Origin of the sequence: Fibrobacter sp. UBA3629 (assembly GCF_002374005.1) — a bacterium.
In the GTDB taxonomy this organism is placed as follows: Bacteria; Fibrobacterota; Fibrobacteria; order Fibrobacterales; family Fibrobacteraceae; genus Fibrobacter.
Genome location: NZ_DFLC01000030.1, coordinates 102,782 through 122,344 on the forward strand (window position 1 = coordinate 102,782; position 19,563 = coordinate 122,344).

General features: G+C 55.4%; 21 protein-coding genes. 15 read left to right on the plus strand and 6 right to left on the minus strand.

The annotated features are described in order from the left end of the window. Positions 1-46: 46 nt before the first annotated feature. Both B2310_RS09645 and xseB read right to left on the minus strand, forming a co-directional pair. Positions 47-877: an ATP-binding cassette domain-containing protein gene (locus B2310_RS09645; RefSeq protein ID WP_173382288.1), complete on the minus strand. Its 831-nt coding sequence runs from the start codon at positions 875-877 to the stop codon at positions 47-49. Further along, complete coding sequence (gene xseB / locus B2310_RS09650; RefSeq protein ID WP_173365988.1) at positions 870-1,082, minus strand: exodeoxyribonuclease VII small subunit; 213 nt, start codon at positions 1,080-1,082, stop codon at positions 870-872. The genes B2310_RS09645 and xseB overlap by 8 nt, the downstream gene beginning before the upstream one ends. Positions 1,083-1,151: 69 nt before the next feature. On the opposite strand from xseB, the gene B2310_RS09655 reads away from it, so the two are divergent. From B2310_RS09655 to B2310_RS09685, 7 genes are all read left to right on the plus strand, one after another. Further along, on the plus strand, positions 1,152-1,901 hold the full coding sequence (locus B2310_RS09655) for a hypothetical protein (protein ID WP_290730941.1): 750 nt from the start codon (positions 1,152-1,154) through the stop codon (positions 1,899-1,901). Further along, positions 1,898-3,475, plus strand: coding sequence for a hypothetical protein (locus tag B2310_RS09660; RefSeq protein WP_290730944.1), 1,578 nt, complete (start codon positions 1,898-1,900; stop codon positions 3,473-3,475). Before B2310_RS09655 ends, B2310_RS09660 begins: the two co-directional genes overlap by 4 nt. Beyond that, positions 3,468-4,871, plus strand: a complete 1,404-nt coding sequence (locus B2310_RS09665) for a hypothetical protein (protein WP_173382284.1) — start codon at positions 3,468-3,470, stop codon at positions 4,869-4,871. Before B2310_RS09660 ends, B2310_RS09665 begins: the two co-directional genes overlap by 8 nt. Continuing rightward, a complete protein-coding gene (locus B2310_RS09670; RefSeq protein WP_173382283.1) occupies positions 4,868-5,491 on the plus strand; it encodes a hypothetical protein in 624 nt (207 codons plus the stop codon). The genes B2310_RS09665 and B2310_RS09670 overlap by 4 nt, the downstream gene beginning before the upstream one ends. Positions 5,492-5,498: 7 nt before the next feature. Continuing rightward, positions 5,499-7,103, plus strand: a complete 1,605-nt coding sequence (locus B2310_RS09675) for a hypothetical protein (protein WP_290730948.1) — start codon at positions 5,499-5,501, stop codon at positions 7,101-7,103. A gap of 96 nt (positions 7,104-7,199) precedes the next feature. Beyond that, positions 7,200-8,843, plus strand: coding sequence for a hypothetical protein (locus B2310_RS09680; RefSeq protein ID WP_173382281.1), 1,644 nt, complete (start codon positions 7,200-7,202; stop codon positions 8,841-8,843). Between the two features lie 126 nt (positions 8,844-8,969). After that, the gene (locus tag B2310_RS09685; RefSeq protein WP_349678219.1) at positions 8,970-9,584 is read left to right on the plus strand and encodes a DedA family protein; all 615 of its coding nucleotides are present in this window, start codon (positions 8,970-8,972) and stop codon (positions 9,582-9,584) included. Positions 9,585-9,627: 43 nt separating this feature from the next. Here B2310_RS09685 and B2310_RS09690 read toward each other — a convergent pair whose 3' ends face one another. Continuing rightward, the gene (locus B2310_RS09690) at positions 9,628-10,266 is read right to left on the minus strand and encodes a toxin-antitoxin system YwqK family antitoxin (RefSeq protein ID WP_290730951.1); all 639 of its coding nucleotides are present in this window, start codon (positions 10,264-10,266) and stop codon (positions 9,628-9,630) included. Positions 10,267-10,317: 51 nt separating this feature from the next. Between B2310_RS09690 and B2310_RS09695 the strand changes: the two genes are divergently transcribed. The 8 genes from B2310_RS09695 (at position 10,318) to B2310_RS09730 (ending at position 17,046) form a co-directional block, all read left to right on the plus strand. Then, positions 10,318-11,823 (plus strand): B12-binding domain-containing radical SAM protein, encoded by a 1,506-nt coding sequence (locus tag B2310_RS09695; protein WP_290730954.1) that lies wholly within the window; start codon positions 10,318-10,320, stop codon positions 11,821-11,823. Between the two features lie 83 nt (positions 11,824-11,906). Continuing rightward, positions 11,907-12,806: a hypothetical protein gene (locus B2310_RS09700; RefSeq protein ID WP_290730957.1), complete on the plus strand. Its 900-nt coding sequence runs from the start codon at positions 11,907-11,909 to the stop codon at positions 12,804-12,806. Between the two features lie 26 nt (positions 12,807-12,832). After that, positions 12,833-13,189, plus strand: coding sequence for a histidine triad nucleotide-binding protein (locus tag B2310_RS09705; protein WP_290730960.1), 357 nt, complete (start codon positions 12,833-12,835; stop codon positions 13,187-13,189). Positions 13,190-13,213: 24 nt separating this feature from the next. After that, positions 13,214-13,981, plus strand: a complete 768-nt coding sequence (gene recO / locus B2310_RS09710) for a DNA repair protein RecO (RefSeq protein WP_290730963.1) — start codon at positions 13,214-13,216, stop codon at positions 13,979-13,981. Positions 13,982-14,133: 152 nt separating this feature from the next. After that, positions 14,134-14,880: a 3-methyl-2-oxobutanoate hydroxymethyltransferase gene (gene panB / locus B2310_RS09715; RefSeq protein WP_173382872.1), complete on the plus strand. Its 747-nt coding sequence runs from the start codon at positions 14,134-14,136 to the stop codon at positions 14,878-14,880. Positions 14,881-15,315: 435 nt separating this feature from the next. Then, complete coding sequence (locus tag B2310_RS09720) at positions 15,316-15,609, plus strand: hypothetical protein (RefSeq protein ID WP_173366708.1); 294 nt, start codon at positions 15,316-15,318, stop codon at positions 15,607-15,609. Between the two features lie 77 nt (positions 15,610-15,686). Beyond that, the gene (locus B2310_RS09725) at positions 15,687-16,055 is read left to right on the plus strand and encodes a hypothetical protein (protein WP_290730966.1); all 369 of its coding nucleotides are present in this window, start codon (positions 15,687-15,689) and stop codon (positions 16,053-16,055) included. Continuing rightward, positions 16,048-17,046, plus strand: coding sequence for a phosphatase (locus tag B2310_RS09730; protein ID WP_290730969.1), 999 nt, complete (start codon positions 16,048-16,050; stop codon positions 17,044-17,046). Before B2310_RS09725 ends, B2310_RS09730 begins: the two co-directional genes overlap by 8 nt. A 28-nt stretch (positions 17,047-17,074) precedes the next feature. On the opposite strand, the gene B2310_RS09735 is transcribed toward B2310_RS09730, so the two are convergent. From B2310_RS09735 to B2310_RS09745, 3 genes are all read right to left on the minus strand, one after another. Next, the gene (locus B2310_RS09735; RefSeq protein ID WP_290730972.1) at positions 17,075-18,034 is read right to left on the minus strand and encodes a class I SAM-dependent rRNA methyltransferase; all 960 of its coding nucleotides are present in this window, start codon (positions 18,032-18,034) and stop codon (positions 17,075-17,077) included. 14 nt (positions 18,035-18,048) lie between these two features. Beyond that, complete coding sequence (gene nrdR, locus B2310_RS09740) at positions 18,049-18,495, minus strand: transcriptional regulator NrdR (protein WP_173366712.1); 447 nt, start codon at positions 18,493-18,495, stop codon at positions 18,049-18,051. Positions 18,496-18,507: 12 nt separating this feature from the next. After that, positions 18,508-19,563 (minus strand): aspartate aminotransferase family protein (locus tag B2310_RS09745; RefSeq protein ID WP_290730975.1); only part of this gene is annotated, 1,056 nt, incomplete at its 5' end.

Here is a 19,563-nt window from a genome sequence, read left to right on the forward strand (position 1 = left end):
CACTAGGGACGAATCTTAGGGAGGGCCAGCCCCATAGGCGCCCTCCCTAATTTCTTATAGTAGGAACGCACGAAAGCAGTTTTTTCGTATAATCGTGCTGCGGATTCGTCAGCACTTCGTCGGCAACTCCGCGTTCCACCACCTTCCCGAAGTACATCACCAGCACATCGTCCGAGATGGCGCGCACAACTTGCATGTCATGGCTGATAAAGAGGATGCTGAGGCCAAGGTCTCTCCTCAGGTCGTCGAGCAAATGCAGGATCTGCGCCTGGACAGACACATCCAGCGCGCTCGTCACCTCGTCGCAGAGCAGAATCTTAGGCGAGACCATCAGGCTGCGCGCAATACAGAGTCTCTGGCGTTGTCCACCCGAGAATTCGTGCGGGAATTTTTCCATCGCCCCCACCGGGATGGACACCCGTTCCAGAAGCTCGCACGCACGCCTTTGAGCCTGTTCAAAAGAAACCTTCCGCGCCATCAGGGGAGCCGTAAGGATTTCCGATACTGTCTGTCGCGGGTTCAGGCTGCTGAACGGGTCCTGAAAGACCATCTGCACCAAGTCGCAGACGCGCATCGCCTTGCCGCCATCCATGGCGACCTTTCCTTCATGCACCTCGCGACCGAAAAGTTTCACGCTTCCCGAAGCAAGCGGCACAAGCCCCACCAGCGACTTCACGAGGGTCGACTTGCCGCAGCCCGACTCGCCCACCACGCTCAGGATTTTTCCCTGCGACAGAGTGAACGACACTCCGTCGACCGCGGTAAAGTAGTCCTTCACCTTGCCGAGCACACCCCCGCGCACCGGGAAGCGAACGGCAAGCCCATCTGCCTCAATGGCAGGGACTCCTTCAAGGAAAGACGCCTCCTGGTTAGGCATCGGCCTCCCCATCCAGACTTTCTAGCGCAGTCTGCACGCTCTTTTCTGTATCCAAGAGGATCTGACGGCACTTTTTCAGGAGCGTTGTCGCTTCCTGAACATTTTCCGCAAGTTCGTCGATTTCCATCTCCGAATTATCGATGCGCGTAAGAATCGCTTCCAGGCGCTCCATTGCGTTCTTATACTCGAAATTTTCCTTACTCATGCGTCTGAATATAGTTAAACACGGGTCGATATGGATTTTTATTCCCGTCAATAATTACATTTACTCCCAGTGGACAAACTAATGCACCACAACCCGCGAGGCAATTCCGCGGGCATCTTCGGAGGTTTCCGCAGGGCTTGCGGAGCGGTTTTTGCCGTTGCGGCACTCGCGCTCCTGGGCTGCCTCGACATTCCCGACGATCCACAAACGAGCCAAGAAATTGAATCCGTAAGCCTCTACATCCTCCAGGAAGGGTCCCAGGATTCGACACTCCTCAAGATCCGGCCAGGCGACTCCGCCGTTCTCGGGGCGCAGGTCTACCCCAGACAACACAAGAAGGATCTTTCATTCCGCTGGGTCCTGAGGACTTCGGCCGGAGACTCCGTCCTCGGGAGCGAAGCCGTCTACACATTGCCCGCATTTGCGAACGAACTTTCGCTTCCCAACCTCCTGATTCTCGAAGACAGGGTCGGAAACTCGCAAGAGATCCCTGTATCCGTCATCGTCAACACACCTCCCACACTATCACAAAAAACAGAACCCGCGGACGGCGACACACTATACGGAAGCGAAAACACCGCAGTCCTCTTCAAGTGGAAGTCCTCCGACAGCGACGAATCCGACTTCAAGCAACTTTCGCACACGCTCGTCATCGATAGCATCAGGGCGTCCGTCGGAAGCGTGACCGAAATCATGCAGTCCGGATTTGCCGAGGGCAAGCACACCTTCCGCGTCGTCGTCTACGATTCCTACGGCGATGCGGATTCCCTTTCCGAAAAGACATTCTATATGCTGGATACGCTGAGGGGGCAACGATGACAAAGCGCATGCTCGCCAACATTCCGACATCTCTTGTTGCGCTCTTCGCAGCCCTCGTGTTTTTCGCCTGCACCAACAGCGATGAACTGCTCTACGACGAATCGCAGTCCATCTTTGTCGACATCTCCGTAGAAATGGCGACATCCTTCGATTCAAGCAGCACGCGCATCAAGGCCGACACGGTCCGCGTCGGCGACTCCCTCATTTTCATCGCGAACATCCTTCCCTCAAAATCCATCAAGCTCAAGCGCTACCTCTGGTTTCTCGACGGGAAGCCCTATTCCTTCGACTTCAGTTTCCGAAGCTCCATAGACAAGCCGGGCTACCACGAGCTCGCCTTCATTCTCGAGACCACCTTCGGCGACACCCTGAGCGACACGCTGCGCCTCTGGGTTTCAAACCCACCCATCATCCGCGACAGCGATTTCTTCCCCGCACCAGGCACACAAGGAATCCCGACATCGGGCGGTGTCACGTTTGCTTGGGACGCCTACGACCCCGACTCGATCGCAAGGCTCTACTACCGAATCGTTATTGACAAGTTTGTCGATACGATTGTTCCGGAGCCCCACTTTACCTACTGGGGCAACCTTGCCCCCCTACACCATTACCACTGGTGGGTCGAAGCGATAAACGAATTCGGATTGACCTCCGAAAAAAGACTCCTGGGAGATTTCTACACCAAGGGCGCAAATGACGAGAGCGGCATTTGCGGGACCATAAACACGAGTTACAAAGATAACGGGCAAGGCACTCCGCTCCAGACCATCGCGTTCGACATCTACGATACAACCGGGACGCTCATCCGCACCGACAGCATCAACGGCAAGACACCCCTTTCCTTTTCCATTTCACCCATAAAGGCGGGCACCTACACGATACAGCCCAGAATCTTGAAGTATCCTGAATTCTTTATCGAGCCCATCACGGCAAAACTCTTCCAGAACGAAGTCCTCGACCTGGACATGCTCCTGATGCAGGATACCACCGCGCCCAAGATAGAGCTTGTCATCAACGGGATTCCCATCCAGACCGACACCATCGATTTCACCGACACGCTCACCTTCCTCATCAAGGACTCGGGTTCGACCGCATCCAGCAAACAAGTTTCCATCTATCTGGAATCCTCGCTACTTGTCGAAAAGCAGTCCCTAACCGACTCCTTCACGGTCGTCCTGCCCGAATCGGCACGCTCTTGGAACACCCGGCAACTGAATGTGATCGCCTTCGATGCAAGCCGGAACCGAACCGTCAGGAGCTACATCATCAATCCGTCCGAAAATTGGATAAAGACAAACAGCGACATGACCCTCGATTCGGCACAGGACATCAAGATGTTCATCATCGACAGCAATCCGTACGGCTTTGAGGTCGACTCCTGCATGTTCGAAATAAACGGGAAGCACACGCAATACGGACGTCCCGCGACAGAGTCAATCTGCACGGCTACAGTTCCATCCACCTACATCGCCAGCGGAAAGAACACCATCCGTAGCATCGTGAAATACACAAACGGAATCAGCCTCTGGGAAAAATGGAACATTTTCTATAACGCCGGAGGCGGCAATGACTAAGCTTTTGCAAAAGGCGACATTCGCAAGCCTCTTCGTATCCTTAACGCTTGCTGCAGCCCTTTCGCTGACGGCATGCGGAGAAGGCGCGACAATCGAGCAGGGAGATGTCCCTCAGCTTGTCCAGCACATGTTCGTCCTCCCCGACCGAATTACAGGACAGCCCTACAATTATGGCGCAGTACCGGTCACGACCGTCTATCTCGACACAAACGAGACCGTAAAACTGTGGGCGGCCTATTCGATAGACAACATGTATCTGACATCGGACAATGCGGAAGCCCACTATATAAGCCACAGCTGGACCATCGACGACGAGACCTACAACATATCGCCGCTTCGCTACAGCTTTGCAACTCCGGGATTCCACCGCGGCATCCTCAAAACAGTCGACCTCCTTGGCGACACCCTGCAAGACACGCTCAACATATTCGTGAACACTCCCATTTCTATCCGCGCGATAGCCCCCGTCGACGGATACAACCTGTTCGACCCTACACCGGGAAGCGAACTAGATTTGCAATGGGAACTTGCCGGAGTCGACCCATGGGAAACGGCCCGTTGCTTCGTCTTTGCCTCATTCAATGTCGAAGAAGTCTGGAGCGAAAACATCGGCGAAGTAGACTGCTTCCATGAAGCCCAGTTCATCGGTTCTTTCCTCACAAAGAACCTCTTCGATAATATTGCCGCCGGAGTCAAGCCCGACACCTCGATTACCGTCTATTGGGGAATCAAGGCATCCCTGACAACGAGCCAAGGATTCATCGAGCGCGATTCCTCCAAGGTTTCCCGCTTTTCGACACGATACATCTACACCAAAAATTCCAGGATCGACATTCCCATTGTCTACGAGGACCTCCGCAAGTCCGACGTCCACACTGTCGTCACGATTACCAGTGCACAGGGCGATACGCTCTCCATATTGGAAAGCACCAAGGCTCCCGTCACCCTACACGCATACGTGACCGCACAAACCGGGATCCGAATCAACCTCCGGGACACAAAAAAGACAGAATTCCGCACCGGAGACATCACGCTGAATGTCCAGAGCGGGACCCAGATACAGCTCGACACCGTAAGGTTCTCCGACAAGATCCAGCCCCAAGTCGCCCAACTAGCACCCAGGCACAACCAGCGGGACACCGTCATCTTCTACGCCCTCGACAACGGTTCGGGAATCAACCCCAAAAGGATTTTCGTCACGGCAAACGCAGATACGCTCGAGCACACCTACGAAGAGCCCTTCATCAAGTTCCGCAACACCTGCGCAAGCACATGCAAGCTGAGAATCTCCGTAGAAGACAACGCCCGGAATTCAAATCCGCGACTTTACTGGAAACTGGAACCGGACGCTAACTCTGCCGAGGGACCCTTCTCCGAAATGGGAGGCGAGCCATGAGACGCCTCGTCCTGCTTATCGCCGTCTTCCTCTGCTCCATCGCATTTGCGCAGGATGCTCCCAAGTACCTACACGTATCCACGAACCCCTCCTATGCAGACGCATACGTCGGGACGTTGCGCCCGAACCACTCACGCAATCCCGACAGCAAGTTGCCCGGGTTCATCAAAGTTCCCGATGGGGAAAATTCTGTCGCCGTTGCCATTTTCAAGGAAGGTTTCAAGGACACCGTCCTGAATGTCAAGCTTTCGGAATCGGACACCTCCTACCTGATTGTCTCCCTTACCCCAAGCTACGATGACGAGTTTCTCGACGAGCAACGTGCAGCCCTTTCGCGGAGGGCACGACACAACTTCGGATTCCGCCTGATGATTGCATCTGCAGTTCCTTTCGTTACGAGCGCCGTTGCGGCCATCGTCGCAAGCAACAGCATCGACAAGGCAAACGAAAAGAAGAAATTCGTGGAACAGAGTTTATTCCGCGACAGCGAAAGCTACAACCACAACCTCGAACGCTTCGGCGACTATCGAGACCGTGCAGAAACGGCCCGCACGCTATCCATCGACATGCTCATCGCAGGCGCCGCCCTTTTCGGCATCGGAGTCGTCCTTTCCTTCTAGGTATACCATGAAAAAGACCGCCCTATTCCTCATGCTCTTCTTCGTTTCGGCAGCACTTGCCGAAGTTCAGGCCCCGTACGCCCAGGTAGAACTCGTATCGGGCACCAAGCAGAAGGCCCAGTTCCTTGGAATCGCGAATGACACAGTGAGCCTCGGCGGTTACATCAAGAACAAGTTTACCGTCGTCAAGTTTCCCAAGTCGCAGTTCAAAAGCATCGTCGGCGAAGACGGCACCGACCTCTTGAACCTGTTCCCCGCAAAACCGGATTCCACCACCGCAGATACAACCGCAAGAATTATAGATTCCGCCGCAAGCGAAACAGCAGACTCCACCGCCACTGCGGATTCAGCCGCCATCGCGGATTCTTCCGCGCAGGCCCCCGTCGCAGACGCGAACGGCACCCCCAAGGCAGACTCCGGTACCGAGATTACGCACAAACTATTTCTTGGGTTTGAAACAGTCGTCATCCCCCAACACGGAATCGAAAGGCTCGACGCATTCACGTTCGCCTTGCTGCAGGAACTCGATTCCACCTTCAAAAAGGCAAACATCGAAAGTGCCCCGGGCTGTAGCGACCGCGCCTGCCTCCAGGAATTCTGGAAAGACCGCGGAGAAAGGGACATGTTCTTCGGCAAGGTTTCGCATGCCAAGCACCCCGACTCCGTGGTTCTCGAAATCACGCGCGCATTTTACGAAGAAGAGCTTCCAACCATTTACAGGTCCGCCATTACCGTAAGCAGGAGCAACATGCTCCAGGATATGACCAAGGACGGAAGCGCAACGAACCTCGCGAAGGAACTGCTCGGACTTCCCGTGCAAAAGAAGCTCCCCCGCAGCTATATCCACGTCGAGACAGATCCCGAAAGCGCCACCATCTCGCGACCCGAGAAAGACGCCATCTGCAAGTCGCCCTGCACCTTCGCCGTCACCGACACAGGCAAAATCGAAATCGATGCCTACTGGACCGTGGACCAGCACCTGTGGGGAGCCCAGACCTTCGTTCGTCCGCTTCCCGGAGACACGACCAAGGTATCGCTCAAGCTCAAGCGGATCACTCCCGAAATCAAAATCGTCTCGAACCCCGTCGGCGCCGAAATTTTCCCGGGACAGGGAGAAATCACGCGCAGCAGCGAATCCATCGGCACGACGCCACAGAAATTTTCACTCACCACGCCGGGCATGGCCTACATGCGGCTACGCAAGGAAGGCTATCGGGACACCCTCGTCCAGTTCTTTGTGGCACCCGTTCCCGAAATCAACCTTGACATCGCCCTGGAACACCTCACGGACTTCGACGAAGTGCGCAAGCAGCAGGACTGGCAACGCGAACGCAACAAGGCCCGCATCGGGAAGATTCTGATGGGGTCGTCCGTCGCGCCGGCAATTATCGGAGCACTGTTCCTCTACCTCGCGCAGCAGGATTACGACGAGGCCGAAGATATCAAGGACGCGCTCAAGATGCCGAGCGCCGCTAAAGGCGAGAATTTCAATGCGAAGATCAAGAAAAACAAGGACCTCGTGGATTCCGGCGACAAGAAGAACATCATCGGCGGAAGCCTGGTCGGAGCAGGAGCCGTCCTGTTTGGCCTGGGATTTTTCCTCACATTCTAGCTATTTGGGGTAAAAAAAACTGAAAATGCCCGAAATAGCCTAAATTTCAACCCTCCGAGATTCAAAACCGCCACATAAAAACTAAATTTCAAAACGATGCGTAAACTACTTATCACTTTTTTACTTCTGACTGCAGCGGCCTATGCGGCCGATTTTGAACGCTCCAATTGGCGAGCCCAGATGTACTTGCAGGCAGAACCTGCCTTTGTTCACTTTGAGTCAGACAAGCCCCAGTTGCTGAAGGAACCCATCGACGAAGAACGCCTCACCGTCCCGATGAGCGTGGGTTTCTTGTTCAGCCCCCTCTACACTCCGCTCTTCAAGGCCGACATTCCGTTCACCATTTGGCTTGGCGCCGAAGTGAACTCCATCCAGTTCCGTGAAATCGCAAGCGACCCCGCCTACTGGGGTGTAGATGACAATGGCAAGCCAGACCACAGCGAGGACCTCACGCCAGCCGGAGAGGGACGCACGCTTTCGTTCCGTGCCTACGCCCCGTCCGTAGTCGGTGGTTTCTCCGTAAACCTCGCCGGAGATTTCGACCTGCGCGTGCTCGGCGGTTACGGCATGCACTTCTTCACGTTCATCGACAACTACTCCACCAGTACGAAGGACCACACGGAAATGCTCCCGACGGCATTCGTCTCCGGAGCGCTCGAATACCGCATTACCGAAGTTTTCCAGGATGTGGACCTGAAAATCGGCGTAAACGTACGCAAGGAGTTCCTCCCCTACGAAGACCTGAAGGCGACCAATCCCTACAAGTACAACAAGGAAAACCCGACTCCCTCTTCCGGCTATTTGGGAATCACCTTCGACAAGATTTCTTACAAGTGGCCCGTGCGTATCGGACTTGAGCTTTCGCTCGACTTCGGCCGCGAGAGCCACCGCGACCGCCGCATGCGCTTCAACCTGCGCGACCGCGACCAGGTGCTGCGAGACAACAGCGAAGTCAAGGATACCCTCAGCGACTGGGACTGCATGGCCATCGAGCGCGACTACCGGTTCTTCCTCGACGAGAACGGCGACCTGCCCGACATGAGCGACGCCTATACCAAGACCCAGTTCTCCGACGTGCTCGAAAGTTTCCTCGCGTTCTGTCACCCGGCAGACCTCGCCACCAAGGAAAAGCTCTACGCGACACTCGATTCGGGCAAGGTCGAACTAAAGGAATACCAGGTTCGCCAGGAAGATTCCCGCTTCGACCAGGTCATGGCGTCCAACGACCCCGAAATGCTCGAGATGTTCCTGCAGTACTACCCCGACTCCCCACGTAGGGGCGAGGTCGAGGCCAAGATCCGCACCCTCAGCGAATACCACAAGTTCCGCGAGATCCAGGCCCAGAACACCTTCAAGGCCTACCTCTCCTACCTGAATGACAATCCGAACGGTGCCTTCCGCGACGAAGCCGAAGCCGGAATCTTCGAACTCGTCCGCAACAGCAACCGCATGAAGGACTACGAGATTTACCTCAAGCGCTTCCCCAACGGCAAGTATGTCGAAGAGGCGAAGGCCGCCCTCAAGGGTGCAAACAGCAGCGCACCTTCCCAGATAGAATACCAGGCTCCGGAATACGTCGAACCTCCTGCAGAGGAACCGGCGGTCGAGGAACCCGAAGAAGAGGCCGAGGAAGAAGAGGAAGAAGCTCCCGCCAAGGTCAAGAGCAAGAACAAGAAGAAATCGAAGAAAGCCGCCAAGGCCGCAAAGAAGAAGAAAGCCAAGTCCAAGAAGAGAAGATAGGCCTTGAAAAAAATCGCCATACTCGCAGCCCTCGCGGTCTCACTCGCTTTTGCAGCCGGGACCGCCACCGCCAGCCAGGCCGATACGACAACGACAATCCAGACCGTAGACACCGCCAAAGTCGGCATCTACGACCAGGTCATCGGCTGGTACAATGACAACCTCAACTACGGGACCATAGCACTGCTCATGGCGGTGGAGTCCTCGTTTATCCCCTTCCCGTCCGAGCTCGTGGTTCCGCCTGCCGCCTACAAGGCAATGCAACCGGAATCGGGACTGAACATCGTGTTCATCGTGATATTTGCGACCCTCGGGGCTCTCGCGGGCGCTTTCATCAACTACTTCCTCGCAAAGCTCCTCGGCAGGCCGATTGTGTACAAATTTGCAGACAGCCGTCTCGGCCACTTCCTGCTGCTGGATTCAAGCAAGGTGACCAACGCCGAGAGGTTCTTCCTCGAACACGGAGCAATCTCCACGCTCGTCGGTAGGCTCATTCCCGCCATCCGCCAGCTCATCTCGATTCCGGCGGGCCTTTCCAAGATGAAGCTCTGGGCATTCACGCTCTACACCGCCATAGGCGCGACCTTCTGGAATATAATCCTCGCCATTCTCGGTTACATCGCGCACGGGCAGAAAGACCTAATCCAGGCCTATAGCCACGAGCTTTCTATCGGGCTCGTTGGGCTCGGCGTATTGTTTATCGGCTACATGACCTGGTGCGCGCTCAAGCCGAAAAAATAGAAGGCGTGAAATCCGTCATTTCACACCTCACACTCCACACTAGTTAGAAGTCGCAGTTCTCTTTGCAGCGGTTGTTTTCGAAAATCGCCTCGAGAGTCTTTACGCCCTTGGTGAAGCGACGGTACGGCCCGTTGCGCAGTCCGTTCTCGAACATCATCTCTTCCTTGATTGCGCCCAGTTCGTCAAATATTTTTGCAACGCCATGGATACGGCCGTTCACATACGGAATCTGGCGCCACAGGAGGCCGCGCTCGTTCCACTCCTCGCTCATGCCGTTCAGCACGCCCGCCTTGTAGATTTCTCGTTTTTTCTTCCGGCCGTCCTCGTAATAATCCGTCGTCGCACCTTCCTCCACACCGTCCTTGTAGCCTATAGTCTGCCACAAGTGGCCGTTCTCGTAATAGCTCCTGAACACGCCGTCGAGCTTGCCGTTCTTGTACGGGGCCTCGATAGCGATCTTGCCATTCGGATGATAGCTCACGGACAACCCCTCTCGTATATCGGTTCCCTTCTGGAGCGTATAGATGCGCGAAAGGGCTCCATCCGCAAATGTCTCGCGGACCGTGTCAAGAGTAGCCTCGTTCTGGGGTGCGTCAGGCTTCTTGACCGCCGCCTTTTTGGGGGCCGCAAAAGCGCAAACGCAGGCACAACCTAGAAGTATCACGGAAATTTCTTTTCTCATCAACGATAAATGTAGTTTTATCGTCGAGAATTATGTATTTTGCAGTTGCTTATGCGTATTACTTTTTTGAATCCTCCGTTCCATCCGATGTTCAGTCGCGAGTCGCGCAGCCCCTGCGTGACTAAATCGAGTACACTTTACTGGCCCATGTTCCTGAGTTACGCCGCCGGCACTGCCGAAGCGGATGGCAACGAGATTCAGCTGATTGACAGCCCCGCCATGGAGCTTGACCTGCCCAAGACGCTGGAGGGCATCAAGAAATTTGACCCGGCACTGGTCGTCTGCAGCACGAGTACGCCGAGCATTCTAAACGACCTCAAGGTGGTGCACGCCATCAAGGATACACTCCCGAACGTGAAAGTCGCCATCATGGGAACACATGCGACAGCCGAACCGCTCGAGAGCATGGAGATGGAACCCGCGCTCGATTTCGTGATTATCGGCGAGGCGGACTACACCTGCCGGAACCTCGCGAGGAGCCTGCGCGGCGACGGTGTTCCCGTAAACCAGATTGCGGGCCTCGCCTTCCGCAAGGAGGACGGCACCACAGACTTCCAGCCCGAGGGCCCGAAGATAGAGAACCTGGACGAACTCCCGTGGGTTTCGAAGGTCTACCGCAAGCACCTCTACAGCTGCTACAAGAAGTATTTCTACGGTGCGAACTTGAACCCGCTGATTGTGATTTTGAGCGGGCGCGGTTGCCCGAACCGCTGCAGCTACTGCGTGATTCCGCAGACGCTCAACGGCCACAAGTTCCGCCGCCGCAGCCCGAAGGACGTGGTGGACGAACTGCAGTACATCAAGGACAATTTCGAGGATCTGGGCGAAGTCTTCTTCGAAGACGATACGTTCACCGCAAGCCACGAGCATGTGCGCGAAATCTGCAACCTGATTCTGGAACGCGGCCTCAAGATTACGTGGAGCTGCAACGCCCGCGCCGATGTTCCGCTGGATTTGCTCAAGCTGATGAAGAAGGCGGGCGGCCGCGAGATGTGCGTGGGTTTTGAAAGCGCTTCGCCTGTGGTTCTCGAGAACATTCACAAGGGCGTGAAGAACACCGACAAGGCAATCGAATTCACGAAGAACGCCCGCAAGGCAGGCCTGTTGGTGCACGGCTGCTTCATGGTGGGTAACCCGGGCGACACTCCGGAGACTCTCCGCATGACGCTCGACTACGCCAAGAAGTTGAACCCGAACACCGCGCAGTTCTACCCCATCATGGCGTACCCCGGTACCGAGGCCTACAAGGAAGCCCTCGAAAGCGGCGCATTACAGACAAAGGATTATAACCAGTGGCTGGACAAGGACGGGTTCCACCGCACCACCATCCAGCGCGGCGAACTCAGCAGCCAGGCACTCGTGGACTTCTGCGACAAGGCCCGCCGCGAGTTCTACCTGCGTCCGAGCTACATTCTGCGTCAGGGAATCATGGCCCTCAAGAACCCGCGCGAACGTTACCGCGTGATGCGTGGATTCGGAACGCTCGTGAAGCACCTGTTCCGCAAGCACGGGCAGCTCGCCCCTGTGGCGCGCCAGGCCCCGACCATAAAGCAGTAGCCCGCAGGTCACTAACCCTCCACCCCTTTTAAATCCCGGCCCCTGCGCCGGGATTTTTTCTACATTGACCAGCAGAGGCCAACATGATTTGCAAGAAGTGCGGAAGGGAATACGATGACGACATGCCGAAGTGCCTGTGGTGTGACGCACCGAACGACAGCAAAGTCGATTCCTCGGCCACAAACCCGGCAGACGGAACCGAGCCGGAGGAAACTGCAACCCTCTCGGAATACGAGATTTACTGTAAGAATGCAGTTTTCTGGCTCAGTTTTTTCTTTATCGGCTTAACCATTCTCGCTATTCCGACGGAAATTTCAATTGCAACTCATGGTGGCTTCGACAATTACTTTGGAGAATTGCTTAAAGGATTTTTGCTTTCGGGAATTTTGGGCATATTCGTTCCATTCATATTTCTACAGTTCCTTTCAGGAACAAGAGCAAACGCAGTCGGCGACCTCCTGGGCTTCGGCATCATCATAAACTTCTTCCTGCTATTTGTACATCTCTTTGTCACCTCTTGGATTGCCATTTACAAGTTTTGCGCTTGGCTCCACTGCGTCATCAAGGAACAGCAACGTTATTCAGAAACCGATTTTACACCCCGTGGAGCAATATTCTTTGCCCTGATCCCCATTATTTTTCCGGTATATCACTATATGATTTTCAAGGACCTACTCGCCCGGCAAAAAGAGGCTCTCGGACAAAACAGCCTAGAAAACGCTCACCTTCCCGGCTGGATGCTCAAAGCAATCCCCTTTCTCGGCTTCACTATACAAATTGGCTGGTTCCTGGGACTCTTCGTTGCAAAAGGCCTCTTCGCAGCACGGGTACTCAGCATAATTCTCAGCATCATACTCTTGGTCTGCTACATCAAAGTTATCAAGGCCATCACCGCGAACACCAGAGCGCTGAATTCACAGACAACGAACGACGCACCCCGCGACGAAACAAGCAAAAACACCCTCCCGCAGGAAAATCAGTAAGCATTTTTACTACTATTTATAATACTATGAGTGAAAATTGCCTTTTCTGCAAAATCATCAAGGGTGAAATCCCTTCCAAGAAAATCTACGAAGACGACGACGTTTTCGCATTCTACGACATCGCCCCGCAGGCCCCCGTGCACTTCCTTGTGGTGCCGAAGCGCCATATCGCGACCATCATGGACATGAAGCCGGAAGATTGCGAACTCGTGGGTAACATGCTTTACCGCGCACAGCTTATCGCGAAGGACCTCGGCCTCGAAGAGGGCGGCGCCCGTTTCGTGTTCAACTGCAAGGCCGATGCGGGCCAGACGGTGTTCCACATCCACCTGCACGTCGTTGGCGGGCAGCAGATGGGCTGGCCTCCGTTCCCGAAGGCTTAATAATCGCGGCGCAGCCGCCATTCTATGATTAAAACTCGCGCGATAGTCCTGCACCGCTTCCCCTACAGCGATTCCAGCTGGATTGTGAAGGCGCTTGCGGAAGAAACCGGCACGGTCTCCTTCATCGTGAAGGGAGGCAAGCGCAAGGACAGCCCGTTCAGGGGGGCGCTCGACCCGCTCGCCCTGTGCGAGATTGTGTATCGCGAGAACCCGAATACGGAACTGCAGTTCCTGAAGGAGGCGAGCGTCATCAACTGGCACGCGCACCTTCGCGAAGACCTGCTCGCCCTCGCGAAGGCGCAGGTGATGGCCGAAATCGTACTGCGGTACGCACCCGCGGGTGTCCCGCTGGAAGGGGAATTCGCCCTGCTGGAAGAGGCGCTCGCGGCCCTCGACGAACCTGCGGGCGATAATTCCGAAGTTAAACAGCCAGCAAACAAGTCGGGTGTTTTCGCCCGCTGGCTCCTGGACATCTGCGAACTCTGGGGCTACCACCTGGACATGAGCTCCTGCAGCCGCTGCGACCACCAAATCGAAGGCGCTCCGGCCGATTTCCATCCGGAAACGGGCGCGTTCGTCTGCAAAAGTTGCCTCGGGGTCGAAACTCCCCGCGCTCGGCCCGAGACGCTCGCCGGTTTCGAGGCGCTGCGCACCGGCAGGGCCATCGCGCACCCGGAATTCGTCGAGAACGCTCTCCTCGCCTACCTGCGCAGCCACATCGGGTTCATGCGCGAAATAAACTCGCTCAAGTTCCTGAACGAAACACGGAAGTTATACGACCGTTCGCGCTAGATTCCTGAATTAAATTACTCCGGTTTGCGCTCACACCCACCTGCGACGACCTCGCGCCAAGTTCCAACATAATTTCTATCTTTTACGCGCTGTGAAAAGCGCTGTTCACAGAAAGCGCGGTTTATAAGCGCGGTTCATAAATAGGAGATGCTATGCTTACTGCGGAAGATATCCGCGCCTTGAAGGGCACGGGCAAGAAAGTTTCGATGATTACCGCCTACGACTTCGCATTCGCCCAGATGGCAGAAGCCGCCGGAGTCGACCAGATTCTCGTGGGCGACAGCCTCGCGAACACCATGCTCGGCTACAAGAGCACCCGCGAAATCGGCATGACCGAGATGCTCATCTTCGTTGCCGCTGTCTGCCGTGGCGCACCCAACACGCACGTGGTGGCCGACATGCCCTACAGAAGCGACAAGGATCCGCAAACCGCATACGATAACGCTAAGCGCTTCATGGACTTAGGTGCAGCAAGCGTCAAGCTCGAGGGCACCCCCGCTGGCGTCATCGAATACCTCCGCAGCAAGGATATTCCTGTCTGCGCACACCTCGGACTTTTGCCGCAGACCGCAGAAAACTTCAAGCAGAAGGGCAAGACCGAAGAAGAGGCCCGCGCCATCGAAGACGCCGCCAAGTTCGTGGACAGCCTCGGATGCTTCGAGACGGTACTCGAGCACATCCCTGAAGAGCTCGGCAAGAAGATTACCGGCGAGGTGAAAAGCGTCACCATCGGCATCGGCGGCGGCAAGTTCACCGACGGACACGTGCTCGTGATGCACGACGCGCTCGGAATGCACCAGAAAAAGCTCCCTCCGTTCGCGACGAAGTTCGTCGACATGTATTCCCTGGGCGTAGAAGGCTTCCGCAAATACGTGGAGAGCGTGAAGAACGAAGCGTAACGCACAGCAAGGAGAAATTTTTCTCGACGCAAAGCAAAAAAGTTGTCTCCGCATAGAAAAAATTCTCGAATGACTGAAAATTTTTCTCTCGCGATTGAAAAATTTTTGGTGAAAAGAAAAAAAATCTCGTCGATGACGGGATTTTTTTGCAAGTGTTACGAAAATCACAAGTAATCCTTTGAGCATCATCAACTTACATTCAAAAAATATTGTATGGTGCAAAAAATGCCAAATCGTCTGGAATGCCCGTATTTATTGGGCTCGCGCCATTTTACATACAAAGTAATTTCATTTTACTATAAGACTTTTTTTCTCGATTGTCAATAGACTTTTGAAAAAAAATGAAAAAAATTTTAAAAAGGTGTTGATTTTTTGTGAAAATAAAGTTATTTTAAAGTCATCAAATCATTAAACCCTCAAAAAAGGAAGAATACAATGGCTACAACAAAGAAACCCGCTGCTAAGAAACCCGCCGCCAAGAAGGCTGTCGCCGCCAAGAAGCCGGCCGCCAAGAAGGCTGCTCCGGCCAAGAAGGCTGTCGCCGCTAAGAAGCCCGCTGCCAAGAAGCCGGCTGCCAAGAAGGCTGCTCCTGCTAAGAAGGCTGCCCCGGCCAAGAAGGCTGTCGCCGCTAAGAAGCCGGCCGCCAAGAAGCCGGTTGCCAAGAAGGTTGCCGCCAAGAAGCCGGCTGCCAAGAAGGCTCCTGCTAAGAAGGCCGCTGCCAAGAAGTAATTCTTACAGTGCTCTCTTTTTGGAAAGGACTCGCATCTCGCGAGCCCTTTCTTTTTTCTTATTGCTATCTTTACCGCATGATTTCGGAAAAAGACCTCGAAGAACTCCAGAAAATTCCCCTAGACGAACGCGTCAAGCGCGTTGAGAAACTGCTCGAAGCAAAGGAATCCCCCCGCGGATTCGAACTCGGGCTCCTGCTAGCCCTCAGGATGGGCCAGGAAATCCGCGAGAAGAAGCCCCTCGGAAGCGAATCGGGCGAACTAGTCGCCAGCTGGAACGGAAAGTATTCCGAATACGTCATCGAGGAAGCCATCGCGTCGGCCAAGGAATTCCTGTTGCACCCGGCGAATATCGCCGAGAAAATCAAGGCGGGAATGGACAAGTTCAACAAGGCTCCGGAAGAAACCGAGCAAAACAACTCCGGAAACGAGGCCGAGAATGGATAACAAGCTCCAGGCCACCATCGATATCGGGAGCATGAGCTGCATCATGCTCATTGCCGCCTTCGAGAGCACCCAAGGCGAAGAAGGCCAGGATCCGCGTCAAGTCCTGGTCCCGAAACTCCAGAAAGTCAAAATCTGCAAGCTCGGCGAAGACATCTACGAACACGGGCGCATTTCCGAAAAGAAAATCGAGGAACTTGTCGCCGTCATGACATCGTTCCGCATGGACCTTCACGCCCTCGGGGCCGACATCAAGGCCGTGGCCATGACCGAAGCCATGCGCAGGGCCGAAAACCAGGACGAAGTCATCGATGCGGTCGAAAAGGCGCTCTGGTTCCGCCCGCGCATCATCAGCGGCGAAGAAGAGGGCAAGCTCACCTACCGTTCCGTGAAGGAATGGCACGGCGAAGGCATCGTCACCATTGATATCGGCGGCGGCTCCACCGAACTCAGCAACGGCGAGACCACGTTCTCGATTCCCGTAGGCGCGCTCAAGATGTTCAAGGCGATGGGCCCCATCCCCGGCCCCGAATACAAGAAATTCGTGAAGGAGACCTTCAAGGAAGTCAGCTTCAAGGGCATGACGAAAAAGCCGGTCTACCTCATCGGCGGTACAGGCACCGCGCTCGCCATGGTGTTCCTGAACAAGCAACAGTTCGACTACAAGGCCATCGAGGGGCTCGAAATGAGCATCGCCGACCTCGACGCAGTCACCACGCGCATATCGAACCTTTCGAAGGAGCTCCGCGCGATGCTCCCGGGGCTCGAGAACGGCCGCAGCGATGTCATCATCTGCGGGCTCTTCTGGCTCAAGTCGCTCCTGGAAAAGCTACGCGTCGAGACATTCCGCATCAGCACCGCGGGCATCCGCTTCGGGCTCCTGTACCCGCCGGAACCCGAGCCGGAAGCTAAACCGAAAGCAAAAAAAATTCCGCCCTGGCTCAAGAAGAAGGAAGAGAATTCTGCCGAAGAAGGCGCGACCGACGCCGAATAACGTCATCCCCGCGTAGGTGGGGATCTTTTTACAATTCTACGAGTGTTGCGACAAGGCAAGAATCCTTAGTCGCACCGCTCCCCGCGAAATCGATATCCTGCCCGCGCTTCCAAGCAGTGCGGGCTTCCTTATGCACCGAACTGACGGCAGCAAGCACATCCCGCGCAAAGGAGTCAAGCGCGAACTCGCTGTAGTTGGAACTTACCATGATGAATCCGCGCGGATTCAGAACCTGCGCGCATTCCGAAACAAGCGGCATCAAATGTTCCCGCACGTTGAAGTTGAACCCCTTGAAGCGCGCAAAGCTCGGCGGATCGAGCACGATACCGTCGAACCCGAGGCCCTTCTTGATGGCCCAGCGCACATACTCGAGCGCGTTTCCGCGGAAAAATTCGCCCGGACGCAAGTCGAGCCCGTTCAAAGCGTAGTTTGCGCGGCCCTTGTCAAGAATCTTGCCGCTGATGTCGGCGTTGGTGGCGACCGCAGCACCCCCGAGGCGCGCATGCACCGAAAAACTGCACGTGTAGCTGAATAAATTGAGAAAGCGCGGGCCTTCACTTGTCATCGCACGAAAACGTTCCTCCACCTCGAGGCGTACGTGCCGCATGTCGAGGAACAGCCCCGGATTGACGGTGTCGAGCAAGTCCACATGGAACCGCGCATTGCCTTCGCGCACCGTACCTACGGCAGCATCGCGAGTCCCGAAAGCAACCTCCATGGGCGCGTTCTCTAGCGACTTGCCCGAACGCGAAAGCCTCTCCTTCACAATGATGCAGGCCGGTTCAAACACCGCTGCCACAGCATCCACGAATTCGCGACGACGGGCAAGCATTTCGGGTCCAAAGAACTGCACCTGGAACCGGTCACCGAACCTGTCGAGCGTAAGCCCCGGAAACCCGTCGGCCAATCCGTTCACGATGCGATAGGCATCCGTCACCGGAAACAGCGGCGAACGCTTTTCATTAGCAACTTCTAGGAGACGACGCATGGAAAACTCCGCGTCTAAGCCTTGTCCATCGACTTGATCTGGTCCACGAACTCGCCCACTTCCTTGAACTCACGGTAGATGGAGGCAAACCGCACGTAGGCGACCGCGTCGAGCTTCTTGAGTTCCTGCATCACGAGGTTCCCGATGGTATCGTAACCCACTTCGGAATTGTCGTTCACCGGCAGGGCGTTTTCGACACGGGTCGCCAGTTCCTCGATATCCTCGGATGTAATCGGGCGCTTCTTGCAAGAGTTCATGATGCCGCGAATCAACTTTTCACGCTGGAAGGGTTGCTTTTCGCCGCTCCTCTTCACGACAGTCAACGGCTGGAGTTCAATATACTCACGCGTCGTGAACCTACGACCGCAGGCCAGGCATTCACGCCGTCTGCGGATGGCGGTTCCACTCACGCGGCTATCGACCACCTTGTCGTTGTCGTTCTTGCAAAAAGGGCAGATCATGGCTAGAATATATTATTTTGCGGCGGCCGTTTCAAACGCCTTGCCGAGTTTAGCGAGCGCTTCGTCCACTTCCGCGGCACTCACGTTCAGCGGCGGGAGCATACGCAGCACGTTGCCCTTGGCGCTGAGCACCATGAGTTTTTCGTTGCGGGCCGCAGCGATGATGTTACCGACCGGCATGGATTCATCGAGAGCCACACCGAGAATCAGGCCTTCGCCGCGGATTTCCTTGGCGAAACTGTACTTTTCCACAAGGCTCGCCAAACCGGCCTTCAGCTGGGCGGAACGTTCGGCGACATTCTTGAGCAGCCCCGGAATCTGCTTCACGACAGCGAGACCGGCAGCGCATGCAATCGGGTTACCGCCAAAAGTGGTACCGTGGTCACCGGCCTTGAGCTGGTCGGCAATCTTCTGGCGCAGGAGCACCGCACCAAGCGGGAGACCGCCGCCGATACCCTTAGCCAAAGAAACCAGGTCCGGATTCAGGCCGTACTTTTCGAAACCGAGGAAGGTTCCGAGACGGCCCACACCCGCCTGCACTTCGTCAACGATGACGAGGCAGCCGAATTCTTTCTGCAGGCTGTTGATGGTCTCCACCATCTCGGCAGAGAGAGTCATCACGCCACCTTCGGCGGCGAGGCTTTCGAGCATGATAGCGCAAGTGTCCTTGTTGACTTCTTTCTTGAGGGCTTCGCAGTCGTTCCACGTGACGTGCACGAAGTCACCCGGCATGGAGCCGAAGCCTTCCCTAATAGCCGGCTGGCCCGTCGCAGAAAGCGCAGCGTATGTCCTTCCGTGGAAACTGTTCACGAACGTGATAATCTTCTGCCTGTTCTTTTCGCCCTTCCGGTCGAAGTACTTACGTGCAAACTTGATTGCACCTTCGTTCGCCTCGGTACCCGAGTTGCAGAAGAACGCCTTGTCGAACTTGGTGATTTCAAGGAGTGCCTTGCCGAGATTAATCTGCGGGTAGTTCGGGTAGAGGTTGCTGATGTGGTTGAAGTGGTTCATCTGATCCACCACCGCATCCTTAATCGCCTGGTTCTGGTGACCGAGCGCGTTCACGGC